The sequence below is a fragment of the Marinobacter shengliensis genome (genome assembly GCF_030297115.1).
Classification (GTDB): Bacteria; Pseudomonadota; Gammaproteobacteria; order Pseudomonadales; family Oleiphilaceae; genus Marinobacter; species Marinobacter shengliensis.
Genome location: NZ_AP028062.1, coordinates 109,593 through 132,450, shown reverse-complemented (window position 1 = coordinate 132,450; position 22,858 = coordinate 109,593). Strand labels below are relative to the sequence as shown.

21 protein-coding genes are annotated in these 22,858 nt (G+C 56.9%); 10 read left to right on the top strand and 11 right to left on the bottom strand.

Translation table 11 applies throughout. The annotated features are described in order from the left end of the window. Positions 1–24: 24 nt before the first annotated feature. Both queE and queC read right to left on the bottom strand, forming a co-directional pair. Positions 25–681, bottom strand: a complete 657-nt coding sequence (gene queE, locus QUE75_RS00555) for a 7-carboxy-7-deazaguanine synthase (protein ID WP_106694181.1) — start codon at positions 679–681, stop codon at positions 25–27. After that, complete coding sequence (gene queC / locus QUE75_RS00550) at positions 681–1,346, bottom strand: 7-cyano-7-deazaguanine synthase QueC (RefSeq protein ID WP_106694180.1); 666 nt, start codon at positions 1,344–1,346, stop codon at positions 681–683. The genes queE and queC overlap by 1 nt, the downstream gene beginning before the upstream one ends. Positions 1,347–1,496: 150 nt before the next feature. Here queC and QUE75_RS00545 point away from each other — a divergent pair, with 150 nt between their 5' ends. Next, positions 1,497–2,009, top strand: a complete 513-nt coding sequence (locus QUE75_RS00545; RefSeq protein ID WP_286252928.1) for a 3'-5' exonuclease — start codon at positions 1,497–1,499, stop codon at positions 2,007–2,009. Here the strand turns inward: QUE75_RS00545 and QUE75_RS00540 are convergent. Next, positions 1,978–2,214 (bottom strand): hypothetical protein, encoded by a 237-nt coding sequence (locus QUE75_RS00540; RefSeq protein ID WP_058092893.1) that lies wholly within the window; start codon positions 2,212–2,214, stop codon positions 1,978–1,980. The two genes, QUE75_RS00545 and QUE75_RS00540, sit on opposite strands and share 32 nt — an antisense overlap. A 571-nt stretch (positions 2,215–2,785) precedes the next feature. Between QUE75_RS00540 and QUE75_RS00535 the strand changes: the two genes are divergently transcribed. Continuing rightward, the gene (locus QUE75_RS00535) at positions 2,786–3,058 is read left to right on the top strand and encodes a hypothetical protein (protein WP_058092894.1); all 273 of its coding nucleotides are present in this window, start codon (positions 2,786–2,788) and stop codon (positions 3,056–3,058) included. Between the two features lie 25 nt (positions 3,059–3,083). Here the strand turns inward: QUE75_RS00535 and QUE75_RS00530 are convergent, their stop codons facing one another. The 3 genes from QUE75_RS00530 to QUE75_RS00520 are packed head-to-tail and all read right to left on the bottom strand — an operon-like array spanning position 3,084 to position 7,606. Continuing rightward, positions 3,084–3,497, bottom strand: a complete 414-nt coding sequence (locus QUE75_RS00530) for a response regulator (protein WP_061331348.1) — start codon at positions 3,495–3,497, stop codon at positions 3,084–3,086. A gap of 28 nt (positions 3,498–3,525) precedes the next feature. Then, complete coding sequence (locus tag QUE75_RS00525; protein ID WP_286252926.1) at positions 3,526–4,071, bottom strand: hypothetical protein; 546 nt, start codon at positions 4,069–4,071, stop codon at positions 3,526–3,528. Beyond that, positions 4,064–7,606, bottom strand: coding sequence for a 7TM diverse intracellular signaling domain-containing protein (locus tag QUE75_RS00520; RefSeq protein WP_396631677.1), 3,543 nt, complete (start codon positions 7,604–7,606; stop codon positions 4,064–4,066). Before QUE75_RS00520 ends, QUE75_RS00525 begins: the two co-directional genes overlap by 8 nt. 164 nt (positions 7,607–7,770) lie before the next feature. Between QUE75_RS00520 and QUE75_RS00515 the strand changes: the two genes are divergently transcribed. Continuing rightward, the gene (locus QUE75_RS00515) at positions 7,771–8,784 is read left to right on the top strand and encodes a hypothetical protein (RefSeq protein ID WP_286252924.1); all 1,014 of its coding nucleotides are present in this window, start codon (positions 7,771–7,773) and stop codon (positions 8,782–8,784) included. A gap of 2 nt (positions 8,785–8,786) precedes the next feature. Here the strand turns inward: QUE75_RS00515 and QUE75_RS00510 are convergent, their stop codons facing one another. The 3 genes from QUE75_RS00510 to QUE75_RS00500 all read right to left on the bottom strand — a co-directional run bounded on the left by QUE75_RS00510 (position 8,787) and on the right by QUE75_RS00500 (position 11,703). Beyond that, positions 8,787–9,014 carry a hypothetical protein gene (locus tag QUE75_RS00510; protein ID WP_058092899.1) on the bottom strand — a complete coding sequence of 76 codons (228 nt, stop codon included), beginning with the start codon at positions 9,012–9,014 and terminating at the stop codon, positions 8,787–8,789. A 107-nt stretch (positions 9,015–9,121) separates the two neighbouring features. Beyond that, entirely contained in the window at positions 9,122–10,408 is a 1,287-nt protein-coding gene (locus tag QUE75_RS00505; RefSeq protein ID WP_106694175.1) for a serine hydrolase domain-containing protein, read from the bottom strand. 74 nt (positions 10,409–10,482) lie between these two features. Next, positions 10,483–11,703 carry a sensor domain-containing diguanylate cyclase gene (locus QUE75_RS00500; RefSeq protein WP_286252919.1) on the bottom strand — a complete coding sequence of 407 codons (1,221 nt, stop codon included), beginning with the start codon at positions 11,701–11,703 and terminating at the stop codon, positions 10,483–10,485. A 136-nt stretch (positions 11,704–11,839) separates the two neighbouring features. Here QUE75_RS00500 and QUE75_RS00495 point away from each other — a divergent pair, with 136 nt between their 5' ends. The 4 genes from QUE75_RS00495 to ybaK are packed head-to-tail and all read left to right on the top strand — an operon-like array spanning position 11,840 to position 15,492. Continuing rightward, positions 11,840–12,223: a c-type cytochrome gene (locus QUE75_RS00495; protein WP_286252917.1), complete on the top strand. Its 384-nt coding sequence runs from the start codon at positions 11,840–11,842 to the stop codon at positions 12,221–12,223. Between the two features lie 11 nt (positions 12,224–12,234). After that, positions 12,235–13,653 (top strand): D-arabinono-1,4-lactone oxidase, encoded by a 1,419-nt coding sequence (locus tag QUE75_RS00490; RefSeq protein WP_286252916.1) that lies wholly within the window; start codon positions 12,235–12,237, stop codon positions 13,651–13,653. 6 nt (positions 13,654–13,659) lie between these two features. Next, positions 13,660–14,964, top strand: a complete 1,305-nt coding sequence (locus QUE75_RS00485; RefSeq protein WP_286252914.1) for a DSD1 family PLP-dependent enzyme — start codon at positions 13,660–13,662, stop codon at positions 14,962–14,964. 57 nt (positions 14,965–15,021) lie between these two features. Further along, positions 15,022–15,492: a Cys-tRNA(Pro) deacylase gene (ybaK, locus tag QUE75_RS00480; RefSeq protein ID WP_106694170.1), complete on the top strand. Its 471-nt coding sequence runs from the start codon at positions 15,022–15,024 to the stop codon at positions 15,490–15,492. Positions 15,493–15,588: 96 nt separating this feature from the next. Here the strand turns inward: ybaK and QUE75_RS00475 are convergent, their stop codons facing one another. Both QUE75_RS00475 and QUE75_RS00470 read right to left on the bottom strand, forming a co-directional pair. Continuing rightward, complete coding sequence (locus QUE75_RS00475) at positions 15,589–17,832, bottom strand: NADP-dependent isocitrate dehydrogenase (protein WP_286252912.1); 2,244 nt, start codon at positions 17,830–17,832, stop codon at positions 15,589–15,591. A 314-nt stretch (positions 17,833–18,146) separates the two neighbouring features. After that, positions 18,147–19,952 carry a sigma-54-dependent Fis family transcriptional regulator gene (locus tag QUE75_RS00470; RefSeq protein WP_286252911.1) on the bottom strand — a complete coding sequence of 602 codons (1,806 nt, stop codon included), beginning with the start codon at positions 19,950–19,952 and terminating at the stop codon, positions 18,147–18,149. 215 nt (positions 19,953–20,167) lie between these two features. Here QUE75_RS00470 and QUE75_RS00465 point away from each other — a divergent pair, with 215 nt between their 5' ends. Genes QUE75_RS00465 through QUE75_RS00455 form a run of 3 tightly spaced genes read left to right on the top strand, consistent with a single transcriptional unit; the run spans position 20,168 to position 22,851 of the window. Beyond that, a complete protein-coding gene (locus tag QUE75_RS00465) occupies positions 20,168–21,082 on the top strand; it encodes a hypothetical protein (protein ID WP_286252909.1) in 915 nt (304 codons plus the stop codon). A 52-nt stretch (positions 21,083–21,134) separates the two neighbouring features. Continuing rightward, complete coding sequence (locus QUE75_RS00460) at positions 21,135–22,022, top strand: VOC family protein (RefSeq protein WP_286252907.1); 888 nt, start codon at positions 21,135–21,137, stop codon at positions 22,020–22,022. Next, entirely contained in the window at positions 22,015–22,851 is an 837-nt protein-coding gene (locus tag QUE75_RS00455) for an alpha/beta fold hydrolase (protein ID WP_286252906.1), read from the top strand. Before QUE75_RS00460 ends, QUE75_RS00455 begins: the two co-directional genes overlap by 8 nt. Positions 22,852–22,858 lie beyond the last annotated feature (7 nt).

Below are 22,858 nucleotides of genomic sequence, written 5' to 3'. Positions count from 1 at the left end.
TGCGGGGCTCACCCGGGCATTCGGTCAGTCAATGCCCAGGATCTTGTGCATTTGCAGGGTCAGGCGCCATTGCGGATGCGCGAGGCAATACTCGGTGGCCTTTTGGGTGTTGCTGCGTTTGACCGGGTCATCCCCCTGATCCGGTACAGACGGCGAGGCCATTGGTGACAGGAAATAGTGCCTGGCCCGAATTCCCAGAAACCGTTCCGGCTGTGCCAGAGGCTGGGGATACACCAGTTTCAGCTCGTCACATTGGGTAATAACCACCTCGGCGTCGGCTTTTGGGCTGACACACAGCCAGTCAATTCCCTCCGGCGCCGGCAGGGTGCCGTTGGTTTCCACCCCTACCTCGAAACCCGCAGCGTGGAAGGCATCAATCAACGGCTGGTCCAGCTGCAACAGAGGTTCCCCACCGGTGCAGACCACGTAGGGCTGGCCCGGGGCGCCGGGCCAAAGCTTACGAATATGTTCGGCCAGCTCCACGGCAGTCTCGAAACGCCCGCCATTCTGGCCGTCGGTACCGACAAAATCGGTATCGCAGAAGTTACAGACAGCCGCCGCCCGATCCTTCTCCCGTCCGGTCCACAGATTGCATTTGCTGAACCGGCAGAATACCGCTGCCCGGCCAGCCTGGGCGCCTTCCCCCTGCAGGGTGTAAAACGCTTCCTTTACCCGGTACATCAGGCGTGACTCTCATAAGCCAGGGGGTCTTTCAGGCCATGAGCCGCAAACGCCTCGAGGCGCTCAACGCAGGAGCCGCAACGGCCACAAGCCCGCTCCCGGCCGTTGTAGCAGGTCCAGGTCTGGCTGTAGTCCAGGCCCAGCTTCAAACCCTCGCCCAGGATCTCGCCCTTGTCGAGCGCCATAAAAGGTGCCTCTACCGCCACTGGCTGGTAATTCGCCACCCGGCACACCGCATCCATTTTTTCGATAAATTCCGGCCGGCAATCCGGATAGATGGCATGGTCACCGCCATGGGCGCCAAACCAGACGGCTTGTGCACCGGCCGTGACGGCATAGCCGGTGGCCAGCGACAGCAGGATCATGTTGCGGTTGGGTACCACCGTCGACTTCATGCTGTCTTCCTGATAGTGCCCCTCCGGCACGGCAATGTCTGAGGTCAGTGAGGACCCCGCCATCACCTCACTCATGGCGCGGATATCAATCACCTTGTGGGGAATCGCCTCCGCCTGACACACCGCAGCTGCCGCCTCCAACTCCCGTACATGGCGCTGACCGTAATTAAACGACAGTGCATGCACTTTATAGCCACGGGCCCGGGCAAGATGGAGCAGGGTAAAGGAGTCCATGCCCCCGGAATAGATAACGACAACGGTGTCAGTCATGGGGTATTCACCAGGAAAAGAAGGGGATTTGTCATTGGGCTTTTACAAACCATGGCTATATTGTAACAGCGCCAGAGCCGCTTGGGTTCGCGTCATGGGAAGATCAGGGGTAAACTCGATGGAAAACGACAAACAGCCAGCAACGATTCAATGAACTCAGACAGCAGCCCGGCATTCATCGACTTTGAAGCATCCAGTCTCGATCTGATCGCAAGTTATCCGATCGAAGTTGGCGTGTGCATGCCCAATGGCAGCCTGCACAGCTGGCTGATTCGACCACACGTGCTTTGGCAGGACTGGTCTGAGAGCGCGGAAACCATACACGGCATTTCCCGTGCACGGCTGGAGCAGGAAGGCACACCGGTAGGGGAAGTGGCCCGGGCGCTGAACAGGCTGTTGCCGGAGCAGATCTTCTGCGACGCCTGGACCTTTGACAGCTTCTGGCTGCACCGGCTGTTCCGGGCCGCCGGCGAAACCCCGGAGTTCCAGCTGGAATCGGTGTCCATGCTGCTGAACCCGGCCCAAGTGCGGCAGTGGTCGGGCACCCGCCAACAAGTCATTGCCGACCTGGGACTACCGGTTCACCGGGCCGCCAACGACGCGCTGATCCTGCACAAAACCTGGGAGCGGGTTATTTGCCTGGGCGAAGCCGCAGTGCGATAACTTCCAGGCCGTCACGAACGGTGTGAAGCGTCCAGTAAGTGGCCAGGGCCATCAGGGCCGCGCCCACCACGGTAAACGACAGATTTTCTCCAACTGCCTGCCCCTGGGCCATCATCAGATAAACGGCCACAGCGACAATCAACGCAAGCTCAACCATGAAATCGGAACGGAATTTGTTACGGGCAGATCCGGGTTCGTCGGGCATTTTCTTCGGTTTCAACCTCTGGGTTTCGGATAATTCAATGCATTAAGTTAGTGTACGAATTATCGCAAAAAAGACCCCAAGAGGCTGTACGGACTAGTGGCTACGAACTAACCGAAACCACCCTGGCCTGCCAATTTCCGGGCAAAAAAAACGCAGCCAATTCGGCTGCGTAGAAAGGAGAGATCCATTCGATACCTGATACGGAGGTACCGCGGATTGCACAACGTAAAAACACGTGACACTGGGAATTATCCCGATCGACCTTCGCCACGTCTGTACGGGTTTGCCGAATCACCGGGGCTATTGCAAACCGGCCAATTGCCTATACACTGGTAAGTGAACCGAATCCAAAGAGCTGATATGACCAGGATGATTACCAAGACCACCGCTTACTCCGCCACCGGTTGCCGTCACGGGCAGTCTGTGCGCGCCATGGTGAAAGACATCTAACGGCTTTCGGTCAGTCCCGGGAGCCATTGCGGCGACCGGGGCAGCTTCTCTGCCAAACCCCGGTTGCCTCAGGCCCCGGGGTTTTTTGTTTTTGCAGCCGCAAAACGACAAGGAGAAGATCATGAGAAGACATCCGACAACCCGTGCAGCCAATCAGCCGATCAGCAATCGTCAGGCTCCGATCAAGCGCCCGGAAAAGCTGCCGCTGCTGGATGCGATTTGCAAGAAACTGAATCAGCGTGTCAACCTGGATGACGAACAGCGGGTGCTGGGCCTGTATGAACGAGGCTGGATTTTCAAAGGGGTTCTGAGCAATCTGGATGGATCCGAAGCGCGTTACGTGCGTGCCCTGGCCACCCGTTATAACTCCTGGATTGCACGCCAGGTCGCCTGAACACTCCGATGCTGTGCTGAACCGGTCAGTGGCGCCGGTTCAGCCCCTGCATCATCGCCATATCGCCGCCATGCACGATGGCGTAGTTATTCACCACATCGTGAATTTTTTCCTGGGAGTAGGGCTTGACCACATAACCATTGGCACCGGCACTGATTGCCCGCTGAATGCTTTCAATGGAGTCATCGGCGGTGACCAGCACGATATGCTGATCCTCCCGAATCTGCTTGAAGCGCGTCATTAGCTCATGACCATCTCCATCCGGCAAACCCAGATCCAGCAGAACAATATGGTACTCGCTGGCATCGAAAGCCGCCCGGGCCGAGGCCGCATCCGGGCATTCAGCCACCTGCGTCGCCCCCGCCTTGTAGAGCATTTCAACCAACCGCTCCCGCATCACGGGCTCATCTTCCACTACCAGTATTCTCAGATCCGTCATCCATTGTCTCCTGTATTATCCGCTCCGATCAGTAGCCATCGTTGCCGGTTCGTCTGGGCAAATCCAGGGGCGCGGGCCGGGGACGACCATCTTTCGACTGCGACGTGGCTTCAGACACCTCCGCCCCTGACGGCCCCTGGTTGGTACGCACCAGAATATTGGCGATGCTCACCGCCGTGGTGTAGAGCGAAATGGCCACAATCAACAAGACCGGCTGCACAAACGCCACAAATCCCGGGACCTGTGCGTTGGCTGTGATACTCAGTATCAGGATAATCGCCGGGCCCAGCACCACGAACAACGTCAAGGCAATAAAGAACACAATACGCTCTTTGTAACGCCCAAGCTCTCGATTGGTCACCAGGCCAAGCACAAATTTGCCAATGGCCAGACCCGCCAGTATCGCCGCCGCGATGCTCAGGTCCGGGCGCATCAGCGTCTGGTAAAGATTGCCATCCCACAACCGCTGCATGGCAATCACCAGAAACGGAAACAGCACGAACAGAACGTCGGCGTAGGTACCATACATCATGCTGAGGGAATACTGTTCCTGTTGCTGTCGGTTTTCAGTCATTGGCCTGTTCCTGTGTTGTTTCCCGCTCATCTGGCGCTCCCTGCAGCGCCCGTTCAATCATCTCGTCCAGAGTTCTGAGCTCCCTGCCGATTCGCGCCCAATCCGGCGGATTTTCCCTCAACCGATTTTCCAGGCTGGTCGCCTGGCGCGTCATCAAGGGGTAGCCCATGGCACCGGCCGTGCCTTTGATCTGGTGGCTTTCCATCTGTAGTGCGCTCGCATCCCTGGCCCGGAATGCCACACGCATGCGTTCACGCCGATCCTCAAGCCCGCCCAGAAACCGGGGCACCAAATGCGCCATATCATCGGAGGTGACCGCTGAGGCCGGTGACGCCACCAGGTACCGTTCGAGAATGGCCTGCAAATGCGACTGGTCGATCGGTTTGTTCAGCACCCCATCACAGCCCGCCGCCAGCAGAGCATCGTTCTCGGTCTGATCCCCGGCCGTGAAGGCAATGATCGGGCGGCGGAACCCGGCCTGGCGCAGCAGGCGGGTGGCGGCTACACCGTCCATTTCCGGCATGTGCCGATCCATGAGGACCAGGTGCACAGTGTCAGCCAGCGCAAGCCGGACGGCCAGATCGCCACTGGCGACCGGAACCGGCTCAACACCAAAGCGCCGCAATATCCGCTCAACCAACAAACGATTGTCGTCGTTGTCTTCGGCAACCAGCACCTTACCCGAGTACTGGCGCGTATCGCCCTGATAGTCCTCAGGGCAAACCGTCAGGTACCGGGCCAGCACCTCGTAGAAGCGTTGTTTGTCGATGGGCTTGGCCAGATGCTCATTACAGCCCGCCAGCCGGTACTCGGCAATGTCTTCCGTCATTACGTTGGCTGTCAGGGCGATGATTGGGGTATTTACCCCGGCTTCTCTCAATGCCTGGGTGGCATCCCGGCCGTTCATCACCGGCATCTGGATGTCCATCAGAATCAGGTCAAAACGCTCCCGGCTAGCCAATTCCAGCGCCTCGGCTCCGTTACTAACGTGCACCAGCTCGGCACCGGTTCTGTCTACCAGCATGGATACCAGGCGTCGATTAACGTCGTTATCTTCAGCACACAGAATCCGGCCTTTGAGCCTGGGGGCCAACACCGTGGCAATACCCCGTCGGCGCTGGTTCAACTCCGAGGCGTCACGCAGAAAATGGACGTCGGCAAGGTCGCCGGTGCGAATGCAGACGTCAAACTCACTGCCCTCACCGTAGGTACTGGATACCCGGATACTGCCGCCAAGCAACTCGGCCAGCCGGCGGGAAATGCTGAGTCCCAACCCCGTCCCGCCGTATTGCCGGGAGATAGCCGTGCTGCCCTGGGCGAAGGGATCAAACAGCCGCTCCAGTTGCTCCGGTTTCATGCCAATGCCGGTGTCCACAACCCGGGCACAGAGGGTTTCGGCTTCTCGGTCACAGCGCAAAATAAGAGAAATTGTGCCTTTTTCGGTGAATTTAAGCGCATTTCCACACAGGTTAATGATGATCTGCCGAAACCGGGTTGGGTCGGTCAGGATCTGCTCGGGCAGGGGAAAGTCGCAGATAATGGTGAATTCCAAGCCCTTTTCCCGGGCCCGGGGTTCGAAAAAGGCGCGAATCTCATCCAGCAAATCCGGCAGCATGACCGGTACCACATCGACATCGAGCTTGTTGGCATCGATCTTCGAGTGGTCAAGGATGTCGTTGACCAACTCCAGCAGATGTCGGCCACTGCGCACGACAGTCTCGGCACTGCTGCGTTTCTCCCGCTCATCAAGGTCTGGGTCCAGCAGGGTTTCGCCATACCCGATAATGGCTGCCAGCGGTGTCCGGATCTCATGGCTCATGTTGGCCAAAAACTGGCTCTTGGCCTGGGCTGAGTGTCGGGCCAGCTCTTTCTCCAGGCGCTCCTGCTCACGCTCCCGCTCGATTCGCTGGCGCTGGTGGCTCTCGGTCGCATCAATGCAGGTACCTTCAAGGTGCATGGGCTCGCCATCCAGATCGTAGGCCGTGTGCAACGAGATGGTGGCCCAGCGTTCAACACCACTGCGGGTGAAATAGCGGGCTTCAATACCCTTGACCATGCCCCGGACTTCCAGCTGCTCTACCACCAGGCGCCGCAGCCGGTCATCAGCAATGCAGGTTTCCAGCACATCCGGGTTGTCCTGCAGTAACTCGCGGCTGCTGCTGTAGCCCAACAACTCGGCCATCGCCGGATTGGCGGTGACAAAGCGCCGGTCTGGCGACATCTGGAACACCCCTTCAATGGCGTTATCAAACAGAGACTGGTAGCGCTGGAGATTAGCCAGTGCCCGCTGGTTCCAGGCCAGCGCTTCGCCCTGAACCTGCTTGATACGATCGGCAAGGGCAAAGGAAAACAGAATGATCTGGGCCACCAGGCCGAATTGGGGCGCATAGGTGGTAAAGGTATTCAGCGGCAGATACCCCATGACCGTCAGGGCATAGATCCCAAAACCGATCAGCGCCATGGTCCAGGCAAAGAAGTAGGACCGGGCCGCTGGGTTGTAATAGCGCCATGACAGGTAACTGACCACAATCAGGATCAGGCTCAACAGAATGGACCCCACCACAATCCATTCCATCGCCACCGAGTAGGGCATGAAGAACGACAACACGAAGGTGGCCGTCACCGAATACAGGCACAGGCGGATCACCTGGTCCAGGTCCGGGGAGCGCTGTTGGGTCTCGAGCAGAGAACGGGCCATCAGCAACCCGAAGAACCAGGTCAGGATGATCTGAAAATGCAGGTAGGCCTTGTCCAGAATCGGTGGCCGGTTGTCCAGCAACTGAACCCCGTGCACCTGTTCGGTGCCGATAAACACCGCCGCGCAGACCAGGTACAGCACATAATAGATGTTGCTGCGTTCCCGGACTGACACAGCAACAAACAGGTTATAGGCGAGGATGGCCAGGATGGCCCCCAACAGCACGCCCCTGACCGCTTCATCGATGGAGACTTTCTCAATGTAACTGTCCGGGTGCCAGAGTGTTACTGGCAACCTGAAGGTATTGGTGGTGGTGGTTCGCAGATACACGGTGGTGGTGGCATCGGGCAACAACTGCAGACGGAAGGTCGGGTTGGGCACGGCCAGATCCCGGTCGTCCCAGTTGTCGAGGTAGCCCGCACGGCGCTGTTCAACCACCCGACCGTCACGCACCACATACAGCCAGACTTCATCCACCAGTGGCAACGCCAGTTCCAGGATCCAGTTGCTGGCAACCTGGCTGCCGCGGGTGGTCAGATCAAAACGGGTCCAGTAGGCCGAGTCGGTATAACCGAAATTGAGCACGCCCCCCCGGTGCAGGCTGAACTGCTCCTCCGGCATAGCCAGGATGTCGTCAATGGCCAGCTCATGGCCGGCATCTTCCAGATACCAGATACAGCCATCGAGATTACGCACACTGCTGGTCGTACTATCCAGCACCACCGACCCGGCAGGACAGGCGTTTTTCGCCTGCACCAGCGATGGCAAGGAAACAACAACCAGCATCAACAGGGCGACGAGCACCCGGTTGAGCGTTTCGGAAAACCGTTGCTGCAAAATGTGATCTCCGCGCGGGTAGCTGCGTGCTTTATCGTTTATTGTCAGCACAAGTCACTTTAGCCTTTCACCCGTTTTTTCGCACCCCGGGGCCACCTGAAATGAGACATTCCTGCCTTTTTGTTGCTGTTTCCCTGTCCGTCCTTACCCTGTCGGGGTGCCGGATGGAAAGCACCGGTTCCTCCGCGTTCAACCCGGCAACCAATGTTGACCTGGTGTTCTCAACCTTTGACCTGACCAACACCGAGCAGGCGCCGGATACCCTCAGCTTCACCCGGTTCAGCGATTTCTACCAAAGCATACAACCCACTGGCGACGACGCCGACAACGAGGACCACCTGGCTACGGTGGAAGAAATCCGGCGGCATATCGATATCTTCATCGGTGCACAGCCAGACGACACCGGCCAGGACTATACCCGGGTGCGTAACCCGCTGGACCTGATGAACCAGGTGATCAGCGTGGGCGGTATTACCAACTTTGCTGAAGGCCGGCGTTACATCCGGGATCGCATCGCGCTGTCCCAGGCCGGCAACTACAACACCCGCAGTGCCGGCGCCCGTATTCGCTTTACCGACCAGGCGGCGTCCTTCAGTCTCCAGCCCCTGAACGACTACGAATGGAACTACCAGACCCTCGATTGGCGATATCTGCCGGAGGGTCCCGAAGGCAGTGACCTTACCGAAAAGGTCTATCGGACCATTCAGTATGTGGCCCGAAGCGTCAACGATGATGTCAGGGAAGAGCAGCCGGAGCTGCTGAGTGTGCTGGCCGGTTCCCGCTTTGACGCCTTGCAGTTTGTTGCCAGTGGCTACAACCAGCCGGAGTATGCCACCGCCGATTACGTCAGCCGGAATGTCGGGGGCATTGAACTACGCCAAACCTTTGTAACCGACGCCCAACTCGACACACTGTTCATCAAGAATACCGAGCAGACGGTCATAGACCTGAGCCGGTACGGTGCGGATAACACGCCGCCAGACTGCCTGCGCGTTGAGATCAACTACGCCATGGATACTGTGCATATCTACACTTCGGATGGCGAGCCTGCCCGTGTACCGGACGACGGGGCGGAAGACGACGATGCAACAAAGCAGAATCCCGATAACTGCGTCTACCAGAGCGAAGATCTCGCCATCGCCACCTGGAACGCAGCGTCGGCCTCAACCCGCAAATAGGCTCACAGGTCCCAGTTCTGCAGAAAGCCTTTCTTCCGGCTGATCATACGCTCATAGGTGGAGATCATGATGGCCGCATGGGGGGCTTTGGTCAGTCGCAGGGTTTCGATACGGCGTTCCAGGCGCTGGACCTCGTCGCATACCTGCTGTTGTACATGGCTGCGTACGCTGTCGTGCTGGTCCAGCTTGACGCGCTGAAGTTCAGGCGGGGGAAGTTCGGGTTTGTCCATGGTGCCTCATCCTTTGAGTCTGGTGAATAATCCGTTTCAGAATGCCGATTTTGCAGAACTGTCAGACAAAGTGCAATTAGAATGAACAAGGTTTCACTTTTACTGACTCAGGCAGCCACCAGCCTTCGCTTGTTTTCCGGCAACACCGGGAACTGCCTGCACACAGTATAGACAAATCTGGCCAGGGCCGGTAAGTGATGACCCACTATCGGAAACCCGGTGTTGAGCAGGCTCACGGAAATATCCCGGGCCGGGTCGGCCCAACACAACTTGTTGATCAGACCGACATGGCCAAAGGCATAACGGCTCTGCTGCCCCCAGAGTCCTACCGGGTTGCCGCCCAGCATCATGCCAGCACTGAAGCGCATGGGGATCATCATGGTACGGTCTATCTGCAATGAACCGAACTGGTGGATGGCACGGCGGATGGTTAACTCACTGCAAATCCGTTGGCCGTTCCAAACCCCGCCGTTGAGCATCATCTGGAAGAACCGGCCCATTTCCTCCGCGGTGCCACAGAGATTACCGGCGGGTATGACCGCCTCCTGGAAGCGCGGGTCGTTGGTGACTTTCTCCACCGTGCGAATGTCTCCGCCCAGGGCCCGGCTGACGATCCACGACAGCGGAAACATCGGGGTCGGGCCGGTGGCATAATTGGTAGCCAGTTCGTGCAGCTTCTCCGGGGCGATTCCGTAAGTGAACCACTTCATACCCATAGGTTTGCGCAGGTACCGGTCCAGATAATTCTCGATGGTATCGCCCGTGACCTTCTCCAAGACCCGCTGCAACACAAAGCCACCGGTAATGGCATGGTAAGCCACCTTCGCGCCATCCACCTCGACCGGTTTGGCAGCGCACAGCAGGCGCCAGATTTCATCACGCTCCCAGAGCACGTCTATGGGGGTCTCACGGGGAATCGCCGGAATACCGCCCCGGTGTGAGAGAATCTGGTGCACGGTGATGGTGCGCTTTCCGTTCTTGGCAAACTCCGGGCAGTAGTAGGAAACCGGGTCCATCAGATTCACCAGGCCCTGCTCTGCGAGCATGTGCATCAGCAGCGCCGTCACCGCCTTGGAGGCGGAGAAATAGCAGATCGGGGTTTCCGTGGTCATCGGCAGCCTGGGCAGAGCGGCGGGATCATGGGGGCCGTTGCCCCGGGTATGGCCCATGGCGCCATGCAGCACCTGCTCGCCCCGGTAACGGAGCGACAGCTGGATTCCCGGGTGCACACCGGTCCGGTACAAGCCCTCCACACTACGCCATACGGATTCCACTGCGTCCTGCGGTAAACCAACCCGATCCGGGTGTTCGGTGTCACGATTGCGGAAAGTGACAGAGGTCAGGTCTTCCGGAATATCGCAGGTGTGCAGGGCACGGCGGGCGAGTGAATGCATAACGGACGCCTTTTATCGTTATTGAGAACTGGCCCCTCCCGGGACACTTGCTGGGGCCGACATTTCAGCCTTTATCAGGTTTCATTATGAACCGGCTCGATCGGCTGCGCCATGGCCACACAGTTGCGACCCTGCATTTTGGCCTGATACATCGCCTTGTCCGCTGCGCTGCAAAGTGTTTCCACTGTGTGACCATGAACAGGATAAACCGCGACACCCACGCTGATGGTTAATGGCACCGAGTGGCCAGACTCCAGCGGTATCGGCGCGTTACCTACCCGCTGGCGCAAACGCTCGGCGGTATCCCGGGCACCCTCCACATCCATTTCGGGCAGCACAATAACGAATTCCTCGCCACCAAACCGGCCGACGGAATCGACACTTCTTACCCGGTCGGTCAGGATCTCGCTCACCGCACAGAGCACGGTATCACCAGCAGCGTGGCCCCAGCTGTCATTGATGTCCTTGAAGTGATCAAAATCAATCCATAACAGCGCCATCGGACGTTCATAGCGGCGGGCGCGCTCCAACTCTTCCTCCAGGACTCTGGAGAACTCCCGCCGGTTGAGCAGGCCGGTCAAAGGATCTCGGGTGGCCATCTCCTCCAACTCGGTTTCCAGCTGTTTGCGGTCGGAGATATCCAGCACTATCCCCTCCAGGAAAACACTGCCGTCATCGTGCTCGACACCGCAGCCACGCTCCCAGACCCACACCTTACGGCCGTCTTTGCGGGTAATAGCGTACTCCAGGGAAAAAGACCGGCCTTTGCGCACCGCAATGGCGACCTCTTCGGACACCTGTTCGATTGCATCCGGATCCATCAGGCTGGCATAGCTGACGAGCTTGTTGTTGATCAGGTCGTCGGGCAGATAGCCGGTCAGCTGCTCACAGCCACCAGAAACGAACATCATGGTCCAGCTGTCGTCGTTCCGGCATCGATAGGCCATGCCCGGGAGGTTATCCATCAATACCCGCAGTTGCTGCTCCCTCTGGCGCAGCGCCCGCCGCTGGTCCAGCTGGAGCGACAGCAACAAACGATCCTTGCTGAGCAAGCGCAGCATAACGGTGAATAACACCAGCGCGGTGACCGCGACAAACAAAAACCCTTTCCAGGTTTGCATGGCTGACAGGGACCGGGGGTCTGCAAACCAGATCTCCACCATCCGGTCAGAAAACGTAATCCAGATGATACCTGCCACCAGGTACACCAGGGTGGCCGACAGGGCACGGCGCAAAGGGCTTTGACTGCTACTCCAGCCGGTTTCTTTCCCTCGCTCTGGTTGTTCAGGCTGCATAGTCTTCCTTTTGCCTTGGGGAGCTGTCCTATAGGAAAAGTAGACAGTTTCACACGTTCAGTCGAGGCAAGGTTGCATTTTCCCGGCATTTCCACAAAACTAAACGTGACACATAGTTTTGTTTTGGGCAAAAACAATGATTCAACACCCTCTGCACCATACTCACGCCAGGCTGCTGGTCATTACCAGCCTTGCCTTGATCATTGGCGGTTGTTCACCCTCCGGCCCTTCTGAACAGGCCATCTGGGACTATGCCGAAACAGCCCGTCCTCAAGACCCTGAACTTTCCGGTATCTATCAGCGCTCCTGCATGGCCTGTCACAGCCGGGGCACTTCGGATGCCCCCCTGACCGGTGACAGCGAAGCCTGGAACAGGCGCCTGGAGAAAGGCATGCAGCGGCTGGTGGACAACGTGGTGTCGGGCATGGGTGGTATGCCGCCCTACGGCTTGTGCATGGACTGCGACACCGCAGAATTTCAGGCGCTCATCGAATTCATGGCGCGGCCGGCAGAAACCTGAGGTAGATTCATATGGAACGACGGCATTTTCTGCAATTGCTGGTCAGTACCGCCATCGTCGGGCATACCCTGTCGCTGCAGGCAGCACAGCAAGCGCCGGCACAGGCACAAAGCAACGCCGGGGGCAGCAAGTCCCCTTTGCCTTGGCGTAACTGGTCTGGCTCCCAGCAGTCGGTCCCTGCCATGCGTGTTGCCCCCCGGAGCGTCACCGAGCTGCAGGAACTCCTTGCCGCCCCAAACCATCGACACCTGCCCGTTCGCCCCGTTGGCTCTGGCCATTCATTCTCCGCCCTGGTACCCACCGACGGCATTCTGGTATCCGTGGCTCGCCTGAGCGGCGTTCTGGGGCATGATGACAGCCGGTGCCAGGCCAAGGTGGCCGCCGGCACCCTGCTCGGGCAACTGGGCCAACCCCTGGAAGCGATTGACCAGGCCCTGTTCAACATGCCCGATATAGACCAGCAATCCCTGGCGGGCCTTCTGGCCACTGCAACCCATGGCACTGGCAGCAAGCTGATGTGCTTGTCTGGCTACGTATCGGCGCTGACACTGGTCACCGCCAATGGCGAGCGTATCGAGTGCAGCCAGACCCAGCATCCGGACCTGTTCCAGGCAGCCAGGGTGGGGCTGGGCTGCCTGGGCATTGTGACTGACGTCACCCTGCAAAATACCCGCCCATATCGGCTCCGGAAAACCACCGAATGGCTGCCCATCGAGGACATTCTGGCAACGGCGGACACCCTGGCAGACCAGCATCGCAATTTTGAGTTCTATTACATTCCGTTCTCCGGCATGGGTTTCACCAGCACCCACGACCTGACGGACGAACCCCTCTCGGCAACCCCGGCACTGGACCAGAACGACGGCGCGCGGGATTTGCAGAAAGCCCGCGACTACCTGGCCTGGTCCCCCAGGCTGCGGCGCTTGATTCTCGGGGGTTATATGCGCACCCTGGCCCGGGAGCAGAAGGTGGCGCCGTCCTGGCAGAACTACACCAGTGACCGCAATGTGCGCTTCAATGAGATGGAGTACCACCTGCCCAGAGAAAACTGGCAAAAGGCCTTCCGGGAGGTGGTGGATCTGGTTGAAAACTGTTTCCCGGAGGTGTTCTTTCCCTTCGAGGTGCGCTTTGTGCAAGCCGATGATGCCTGGCTCAGCCCATTCTATCGGCGGGATTCAGTATCCATCGCCGTCCACCGGTTTTTCGAGGATGACTACCAGCCGCTCTTTGCCGCAGTGGAGCCGATATTCCGCCGGTATGGTGGCAGGCCTCACTGGGGCAAGCTGAACACGCTTACCGCCGCTGAATTCCAGGCGCAGTACCCGAAATGGCAGGCATTCTGTGAAGTAAGGAAAAGTCTCGACCCGAACGGCCGTTTCCTGAACCCTTACCTGGCCGGCCTTTTCAGCGACAATACCTCCCACGGATAACCCACCATGGCTCACAGCGAAGCGTTCCGTCAGCAAAGGCGCAAACTCATTCTGGCCGGGGTGGCGGCCGGCGGCCTGGGTACAGCCGCATGGCTCCGGCCCCCGGCTATTCGCGATGGCCACTCAGACTACTTCCGCGCCCTGTCCCGGGCGCTGGATGCCAGCGGGCTGGCCACACCCACCCTGGTGATTGACCAGCAACGCCTGGACCACAACATTCAGGTGTTGCTACAACACCTTGGCCACGACTTCGACTACCGGATTGTGGTGAAATCCCTACCTTCGGTGCCCTTACTGGAGCACGTGATGGCCAAGACCGGCACCCGGCGGCTGATGCTGTTTCACCAGCCTTTCCTCAACCAGATTGCCAGCTCCATCCCTGACGCCGACATTCTGCTGGGCAAACCGTTACCGGTCGCGGCGGCTGCCCGTTTCTATGATCGGCACCAGGCTGACCAGAACGACTTCCAGCCCCGACAGCAACTGCAATGGCTGATCGACTCTCCACGCCGGTTGGCGCAATACGAGCAACTGGCCCGTCAACGGAGCGAGCCTATGCGGGTGAACCTGGAACTGGATATCGGCCTGCACCGGGGCGGGTTCAACGATGATCAGCTGCTATCCCGGGCGCTGTTGGACATAGAGCAATCCCGCTGGCTGAGCTTCAGCGGTTTTATGGGTTATGAACCCCATATCGTGAAAGCACCGGGGCCAACCGACTGGTTGTGGCAAAAGGCCATGGCCCGTTACAACCGGTATGTTTCACTGGCCCGGAACACCTTGGGGCGTGATCTGGCAGGGCTCACCTTCAACACCGGAGGCTCCACCACGTACCAGTTATATAAGGGCCGGGCCAACACCATTACCGCCAACGAACTAGCGGCCGGCTCCGGCCTGGTGATGCCCACGGATTTCGACCTGGCCACCCTGGCGGGCCACCAGCCTGCGGCTTTCATTGCCACTCCGGTGCTGAAACTGCAGGAAGCCAACCGGATTCCCGGCACACCGGGCATTGGCCGACTGCAGCGATTGTGGAACCCCAACCGGGCCAGGGCGGTCTTCATTTACGGGGGCAACTGGAAGGCTCGGCCGGTGTCACCGGCGGGGCTGACAACCAACCCGGTGTTCGGACGGTCCAGTAATCAGGAGATGCTTAACCTGGCCGCCGGGGTGCCACTGCAGGAAGACGACTGGGTATTCCTGAGGCCGCATCAGAGCGAGTCTGTGTTTTTGCAGTTCGGCGATCTCGCCGTTTTCGATGCCAGACTGGGAGAAATTTCCCGTTACTGGCCGGTGGTGCCAGAGGGATGACGTCGCCGGCAGCGCATGCTTTAATTCCGTCCACCATCGATCAATACGGGACCCTGCATGACCCCTGGAATTCTTGCGGCCAAGAAGGCCAAAGTGAACTACACCATACATGAGTACGACCACGATCCGGCGGCCGAGAGTTACGGTGGTGAAGCAGCGGCGAAAATGGGTGTGGCGCCGGAGCAAGTATTCAAGACGCTTGTGGTGAGCCTGGATGACAAGGAACTGGCGGTCGGCATTGTACCGGTCACCGCCATGCTGGGCCTCAAGCAGATCGCAAGGGCCGCCGGGGCAAAGAAAGCCACGATGGCGGACAAACAGCTGGTCCAGAAAACCACCGGTTATGTGCTGGGTGGTGTCAGCCCTCTGGGCCAGAAAAAACGGCTCCGAACGTTTATCGACAGCACCGCCCACCACTTCCCGACGGTGTTCGTCAGCGCCGGCAAACGTGGACTCGAGATAGAGCTGACGCCGGACGATCTGGCACGCCTGACCAATGGCCTGTTAGTGCCTCTGCAGCAGGATTGACGGCAGGAGCAAGCACAAAAAAACCGGGCGACCATGGGCAACCCGGTTTTTGTCAATCACGGCCGGAGCAGGCTCCGGCCGGCTGAACCGCTGGCCTTACTTCACGGAGTCCCGTGCATCGGCCAGGATCTTGTTGAAGGTCGCGCTTGGCTGCATCACCTCACACACCTTCTCCATGGGCGGGTGGTAGTAACCACCGATATCGGCCGGGTGGCCCTGCACCACGGTCATTTCCTCCAGGATCTTGTCCTTGTTCTCTTCCAGCTGTTTCGACAACTTGGCAAAGAACTCTTTCAGCTCCTTGTCATCATCCTGCTTTGACAGCTCTTCCGCCCAGTAACGAGCCAGGTGGAAGTGGGAACCCCGGTTATCCAGCTCACCGGTGACGCGAGACGGAGACTGGTTATTTTCCAGCAGGCGCTCGGTGGCTTTGTCCAGGGTCTGGCCCAGCAGACGGGCCCGCTGGTTGTCCTGTTTCTCACCCAGCTCATCCAGAGACACCGCCGTGGCCAGGAATTCACCCAGGGAATCCCAACGCAGGTGGTTTTCCTGGATCAGCTGCTGTACGTGCTTGGGCGCAGAACCGCCAGCACCGGTCTCGTACAGGCCACCGCCGTTCAGCAACGGTACGATGGACAGCATCTTGGCACTGGTGCCCAGTTCCAGAATCGGGAACAGGTCGGTCAGGTAGTCCCGCAGCACGTTGCCGGTTACCGAGATGGTGTCCAGACCACGAATCAGGCGCTCCATGGTCCAGCGAATGGCGCGAACCGGAGACTTGATGTGGATTTCCAGACCGTCGGTGTCCAGCTCGGCCAGGTACTTTTCAACCTTCTTGATCAGCTGGGCATCGTGGGCGCGCTCATCGTCCAGCCAGAACACCGCAGGCGTGCCGCTGGAGCGGGCCCGGTTAACCGCCAGCTTGACCCAGTCACGGATCGGCAGGTCTTTGGTCTGACAGGCGCGCCAGATGTCGCCTTCTTCAACCTTGTGCTCGGTCAGCACGGTGCCGTCTTCGGCCACCACACGCACAATGCCGTCTTCCTTCATTTCGAAGGTCTTATCGTGGGAGCCGTACTCTTCGGCTTTCTGCGCCATCAGGCCCACATTCGGTACGGTACCCATGGTGGTGGGGTCAAACGCGCCGTGGGTCTTACAGAAGTTGATCACTTCCTGGTAGATGGTGGCGTAGGTGGACTCCGGCATAACCGCCTTGGTGTCCTTGAGCTTGCCGTCACGGGCCCACATCTTGCCGGAGTTGCGGATCATCGCCGGCATGGAGGCATCGACAATCACGTCGCTCGGTACGTGCAGGTTGGTGATGCCTTTAACGGAATCCACCATGGCAATTTCCGGGCGGTGCTCATAGCACGCGTGCAGGTCTTCCTGAATCTGCTCCTGCTTGGACTCCGGCAGCTGCTTGATCTTCTCAATGACGGAAGACAGGCCGTTGTTCGGGTTAACACCGATTTCCTTGAACAGGTCGCCGTATTTGTCGAACAGCTCCTTGTAGAAAACCTTCACCGCGTGACCGAACACGATCGGGTGGGAGATTTTCATCATGGTGGCTTTAACGTGCAGGGAGAACATCACGCCGGTTTTCTCGCAGTCGGCAATGGCGTCTTCGAAAAACTTCACCAGAGCCTTCTTGCTCATGAACATGCCGTCCAGCACTTCGCCTTCCTGCAGCGGCAGGTCGGGCTTCAGTACCGTCTGTTTGCCCTGCTTGTTCTCAAACACGATGCGGGCGTTGGTGGCCTTGTCCAGGGTGACCGATTGCTCACTGGAGTAGAAGTCACCACCGCGCATGTGCGCTACGTGTGTACGGGACGCCGGGCTCCACTCACCCATGCTGTGGGGGAACTTGCGGGCAAAGGCTTTTACCGCAGCCGGCGCACGGCGATCGGAGTTACCTTCACGCAGTACCGGGTTAACAGCACTGCCCAGTACTTTGGAGTAACGGGCGTGGATTTCTTTCTCTTCGTCGGTTTCCGGGTGTTCTTTATATTCCGGAACCTTGTAGCCCTGTTCGTTCAGCTCTTTGATGGCGGCACGGAGCTGGGGAATGGACGCGGAGATGTTCGGAAGCTTGATGATGTTGGCGTCCGGATCCTTGGTGTACTCACCCAATTCAGCCAGGGCATCCGGAACGCGCTGGTTTTCTTCGAGGTAGTCCGGGAAGCCTGCCAGAATACGCGCCGCGAGAGAGATGTCGCTGGTTTCAAAGTCGATGCCGGCCGGCTTGGCGAAGGTTTCCAGGATGGGAAGCAGTGACCGGGTGGCGAGGGCGGGGGCCTCATCGGTCAGTGTGTAGACAATCTTGGCTTTGGATGTTGTCATTTTCGTCCTCAGGCAAATGGGTGGGTTCAGGACGGTCATGGCACGGTCAGGCGTCTTGTGAACGGCTGGTTATGCCGATGACTGATTCGGAACTTTTGATAGACCTACTAAGATAGCATTTTTTACAGAATTTTGGTTACGATCTTAGTATAAGAACGGACTTAAATTGCCTGATCTTCGGTTACAGGACGATGAAATAGCGGGAATTTACGAAACTTTCTAACATTCCCGTTAGCAGGGAGCTAGCGGATCGCTTGAAACCAGCCCGAGACAGCGACGACTTACGCTGCCACCTGCTCAGCCTTGAACAGCCGCTACGACCTCAAATTGAGTTTCTTTGCGCGATAAGCAAACTGGGCTCTGGTCATCCCAAGTTTCATCGCGGCTTTTGAAGCGTTCCCCCCAGCATGATGGTAAGCGGCAGTGACCAACGAATTCTCGATATCGTCAAGGGTGAGATTCTCTCTTTCAACTATGCCTTCAGACCAGGCATGCAGCGCTTCGACCTCAATATTTATTTCCCCATCAACACCGGACTCGGAAACCAATGCCCCATGTTCCATCAGTGCACCCTTCCTGTTGAGCGACATCAATGAATCACCCTGTAACGAACCGTCAATGGTGAAGAGATGCCTGTGTGACAACGGCCGGCCCTCATCCGCGAGAATAACGCCTCTCTCGATAACATTCTCAAGCTCTCTGATATTGCCCGGCCATGAATGGTTCATAATCAGCTGGAGTGCGCGTGAGCCTATGCCCGAGATAGCCTTATCATGCCGCGCCATGTATTTTTTCATCAGGTGCTCAATCAGAACCGGGATGTCATCACGTCTTTTTCGCAACGGAGGAATGACCACCGGAAATACGTTCAACCGGTAATACAGATCCTGCCTGAACTTCCCCTCCTGCACCAAACTCCAAAGGTCCTCATTGGTCGCCGCAATAATGCGCACATCAACTCTTCTCGATTGGGATGAGCCAAGAGGCTCAAATTCACCAGACTGAATGGCTCTAAGCAATTTGCCTTGCGCAGTCATGGACAAGGTACCAACTTCATCCAGAAACAAAGTTCCACCATCTGCAGCCTCAAAGCGCCCCTCTCGCCTGGACACAGCTCCGGTAAAAGCACCTTTTTCAGCCCCAAACAGCTCCGACTCCACCAACTGCTCGGGAATTGCAGCACAGTTCAGCTCCAGAAACGGCCCCTGTGACCGGCTACTCAGTTGTTGAATTTCTTTCGCTAGTGCACTCTTTCCTACACCACTTTCTCCTAGCAGCAAAACAGTGGCGGCCGTCGGTGCAACTCGTGAAACCTTGTGCATCAATATATTAAAGGGCACCGATGCGCCTATGAATTTCACCACAGAATGATTGTCCGGGCCCACAATTGACCCGCTCGACGAGCGCGCTGGCGACCCAGCAGTTTCTCCTCCTCCTTTGGCGCGATCAATTTTCCAGTGCAATGCGTCGTAGTAGCGAAGATCACTGTCGACATCGCCCCACTCATCTACCGGCTGGGCAAGCAGCCGACATGCATCGTACCCCTGGGCGCGACATTCAACTTCACGAACCAGAACTCTTTTGCCCATACACACACTCAAGAAACCGGAGGCGTAGCCAGTCTCAATCCAACAGGCGACATCTTCGCCGATACCATAAGCCTGCACATGTGCATGATCCTCAAAGCAGTTGCGCCAACTGAACTCGAGATTGCAGACACCTTTCTCAGCATCGATTTCAGACTTGATCATCTCGACGACGGCTATTCCCTGCAGGGCATGAAACTTCCCCCCGGAGAACACCAGGTCATACGTTGTCGCCTGATCCTTATACAGCCTGAGAGCAAGTTCAGCATCGCGGCTTCCCGCGGAATACCCGAACCGCGTCAGAAGTGCCCGCGCCTCCTCCATGCCGTAACTTTCGATGATTTCTTCTCGAAGAGCTCCAATTGAGTCTGCATGCATCAACACCATCCGTCGATCGTTGTGCCATATCAGCCCCTCCTCGGTATTAAAGGTAAGCTGTTCGGGTATCTGCCTAAAATCAATGGAATGGAGTGCGCTCTCACCCTGCGCACTGGTCTCAGTGGCCGCGCTGGCGCCTTCGGTGTGCAAGCCCATAAATCTACCTTCCCGAGACAAGTCGAATTTACTTTCTGATCAATTGATAAATTTATCAAAAATTTATCAATTATCAATTTCAAAGTTAATAAATTTATTAAATTTAGGTCAATAATTCACTGACTCACACAGGCTAGAACGCCGCCAGCCTCTAGAAAATAAAATCTCCAACCACTTGTATTTAAAAACCTTTAAATCCCCAACCAAAAATTTTCATGCCGCCCAAAAAAAGCATGGCACACCTTTCGCTAGTACCAGTTTTGGAAAGTGCGCAAGCCAGACCCTCGAATCAAGTTCTGCATGTTTGCCCGCCAGATAACGGCTGCAATAGCGATACTGGCGACACCGTAAACAAACTGATGTCTACAGGAGGAAAATTTTCGAATCACCAAACAAACAAGAATCTAAAAACCTTAGTTAGCTCAGCACTAATAATAAAAAAATATGAACATTTAAGACTAAAACAAATAAAAGGTATCAATATGTTTCGCAGTCTCTCACTCCTTATCTCTTTCATGTTTTTTACTTGTCTTACATACGCCGATGACAAGCCGAAGGTCTATGGTCTTTTAGGTGGCTATGTTTCTGACGCCAAGCTGGACAACGACGGTCCTGCACCGGATGGTGATGGCGTTGCTCGCGGTCTGGCCGCCGAAATAGGCAAAGGGTGGCTATACGGGTACCTTCAGTACGAGGATGCAAAAGTTGATCTTGAACTGGCGCCTGGCCTTGAAGAACGAGTAGATGCCGAGGAACTTCGCCTGGGCATCGGGGCGCGGAAGCACTTTTCCAAAGGCACGGGGTTCGTCAGCATCGAACGCTTCAGCATGAAGCAAACCTTCGACACACTTCCTGCCGACAGCAGTGATTTCGGGATCGGCATTCACACCGGCGGTGATTACCTACTGACGATGATCGGTGGCAAGGTTCCCTTAATTGGTTCCCTTGATCTTGGCTACTTTGATTTGCAGAAAAGTAAAGCGAGAGAAATTCGTGCCGGCTTCAAGACTCAGTTATCAAAAAACCTCGGCGCACTTCTGATTTACCGCCACTTCGAGCAAAGCAAAGACGATAACTCACCGGATACAAAATTAACTGGCCCCATGCTCGGGTTAGCCTGGATCTTTTGATCAAACAGATAATTTTTTTGATATTCAAAAGATAAAGTTTAAAGGAGAACACATGTCAATCACTGCACTGGGCTATGTTGTAATTGAAGCAAGTGACCTTCAGAAATGGCAAGACTATAGTCGTAATGTTCTGGGTGCCGAGGCTTCCATAAAGAATGGCGCTCTAGAATTACGAATCGACAATCGCGCGATGCGAATACGCGTAGAAGAGGGGCCAGCCGACGATTTGAGTGCTCTGGGATGGGAAACCAGGAATGAAGAGGAGTTCAAATCGGTACTAAAACGCCTCGAAGAGCAGGGGGTTGAGTATCAACTTTCTGAAGAGATCGCTGCCAGCCGTGGCGTAAAGGCAATCGCTCGATTTACGGATCCGGCCGGAGTCCAGTGTGAGCTGTACTGGGGCGCAACCCAGCGGTCGGAAAAGCCATTTGTGTCACCCACTGGAATCTCCGGTTTTGTCACCGGTAGCCAGGGAATGGGACATATCGTCATCTCAGTCCCGGATGCTCCGACCTATGAATCGTTCTACAGCCGTCTCGGCTTTTGCGTTAGCGATTACATAGATATGCCCTTCCCCGGTGGCGTAACGGTTCCAGTGACATTCATGCACTGCAATCCCCGGCATCATAGTCTGGCGTTTGCCTCCGTGCCGAGCCCGAAAAAAATCATTCACATCATGCTGCAGACCAAAAATATGGACGACGTCGGCCTAGTCTATGACCGTGTTTGCAAAGCGGGCGTACCCGTTTTTATGAGCATGGGCAGGCACAGTAACGATCACATGGTGTCGTTCTATATGCACACCCCGTCAGGATTCGAGCTTGAATACGGCTGGGGTGCCCGTGAGATCGATGATGACTGGGTTGTAGAGCGTCACGATGCTATCAGCATCTGGGGCCATGAAATGAAGCTGGCACCGGGAGCAGGCACTCATGAATGATCAGGCAGCAGGCACCAAGGTTGCCACGGTAGGTGGTGTAAACATTCATTATGAAGATGTTGGGCAGGGTCCGGTCGTAGTGCTGCTTCACGGGTCCGGTCCAGGTGCAACAGGTCGTTCCAACTTTGTTAAGAACATCGATTATCTGGCTCGCAATTTTCGGGTAATTTGCCCGGACTTACCAGGGTTTGGAAAATCGGATATGAAGCCCGTCGATGCTCCTATTCCCGGTTGGTGGGCGGATCAGATCCTGAGCCTGCTGAATCACCTCGAAGTCGACAAAGCGCATTTTGTCGGTAATTCGATGGGGGGAATGATCACCCTGAAAATCGCACTGGAGCATCCCGCTCGAGTAGATCGAATGGTGCTGATGGGATCTGGTGGCGGCTCATCCATTTTTTCTCTCTTCCCTACAGATGGCATCAAGTCTTTGGTGAACTTCTATGAGGGAACCGGCCCATCAATCGAAAAGCTCAAGAACTTTATCGGGCAATTTGTTTATGACGCCTCCGCCCTTACTGACGACCTGCTTCAGGAAAGGCTTGATGCGGCCATGGATCCACGAATTGTGGCGCAGCCTCCGATGCGACCAGGACTAGCCGGCATGCCTGAAGAACTCTGGCGGGATTCGCGCCTCACTCAATTGCCGCATGAAACCTTGCTGTTGTGGGGGCGAGAGGACCGTGTCATGCCGATGGATATGGGCTTGATTCTCATGCGCCAGATCCCCCGATGCCGGTTTATGGTCATGCCCCAGTGTGGCCACTGGGTTCAGTGGGAGCATGCCGAAGAGTTCAACCGCATTGTTTGCACTTTTCTAGAAAACTAACGACAAC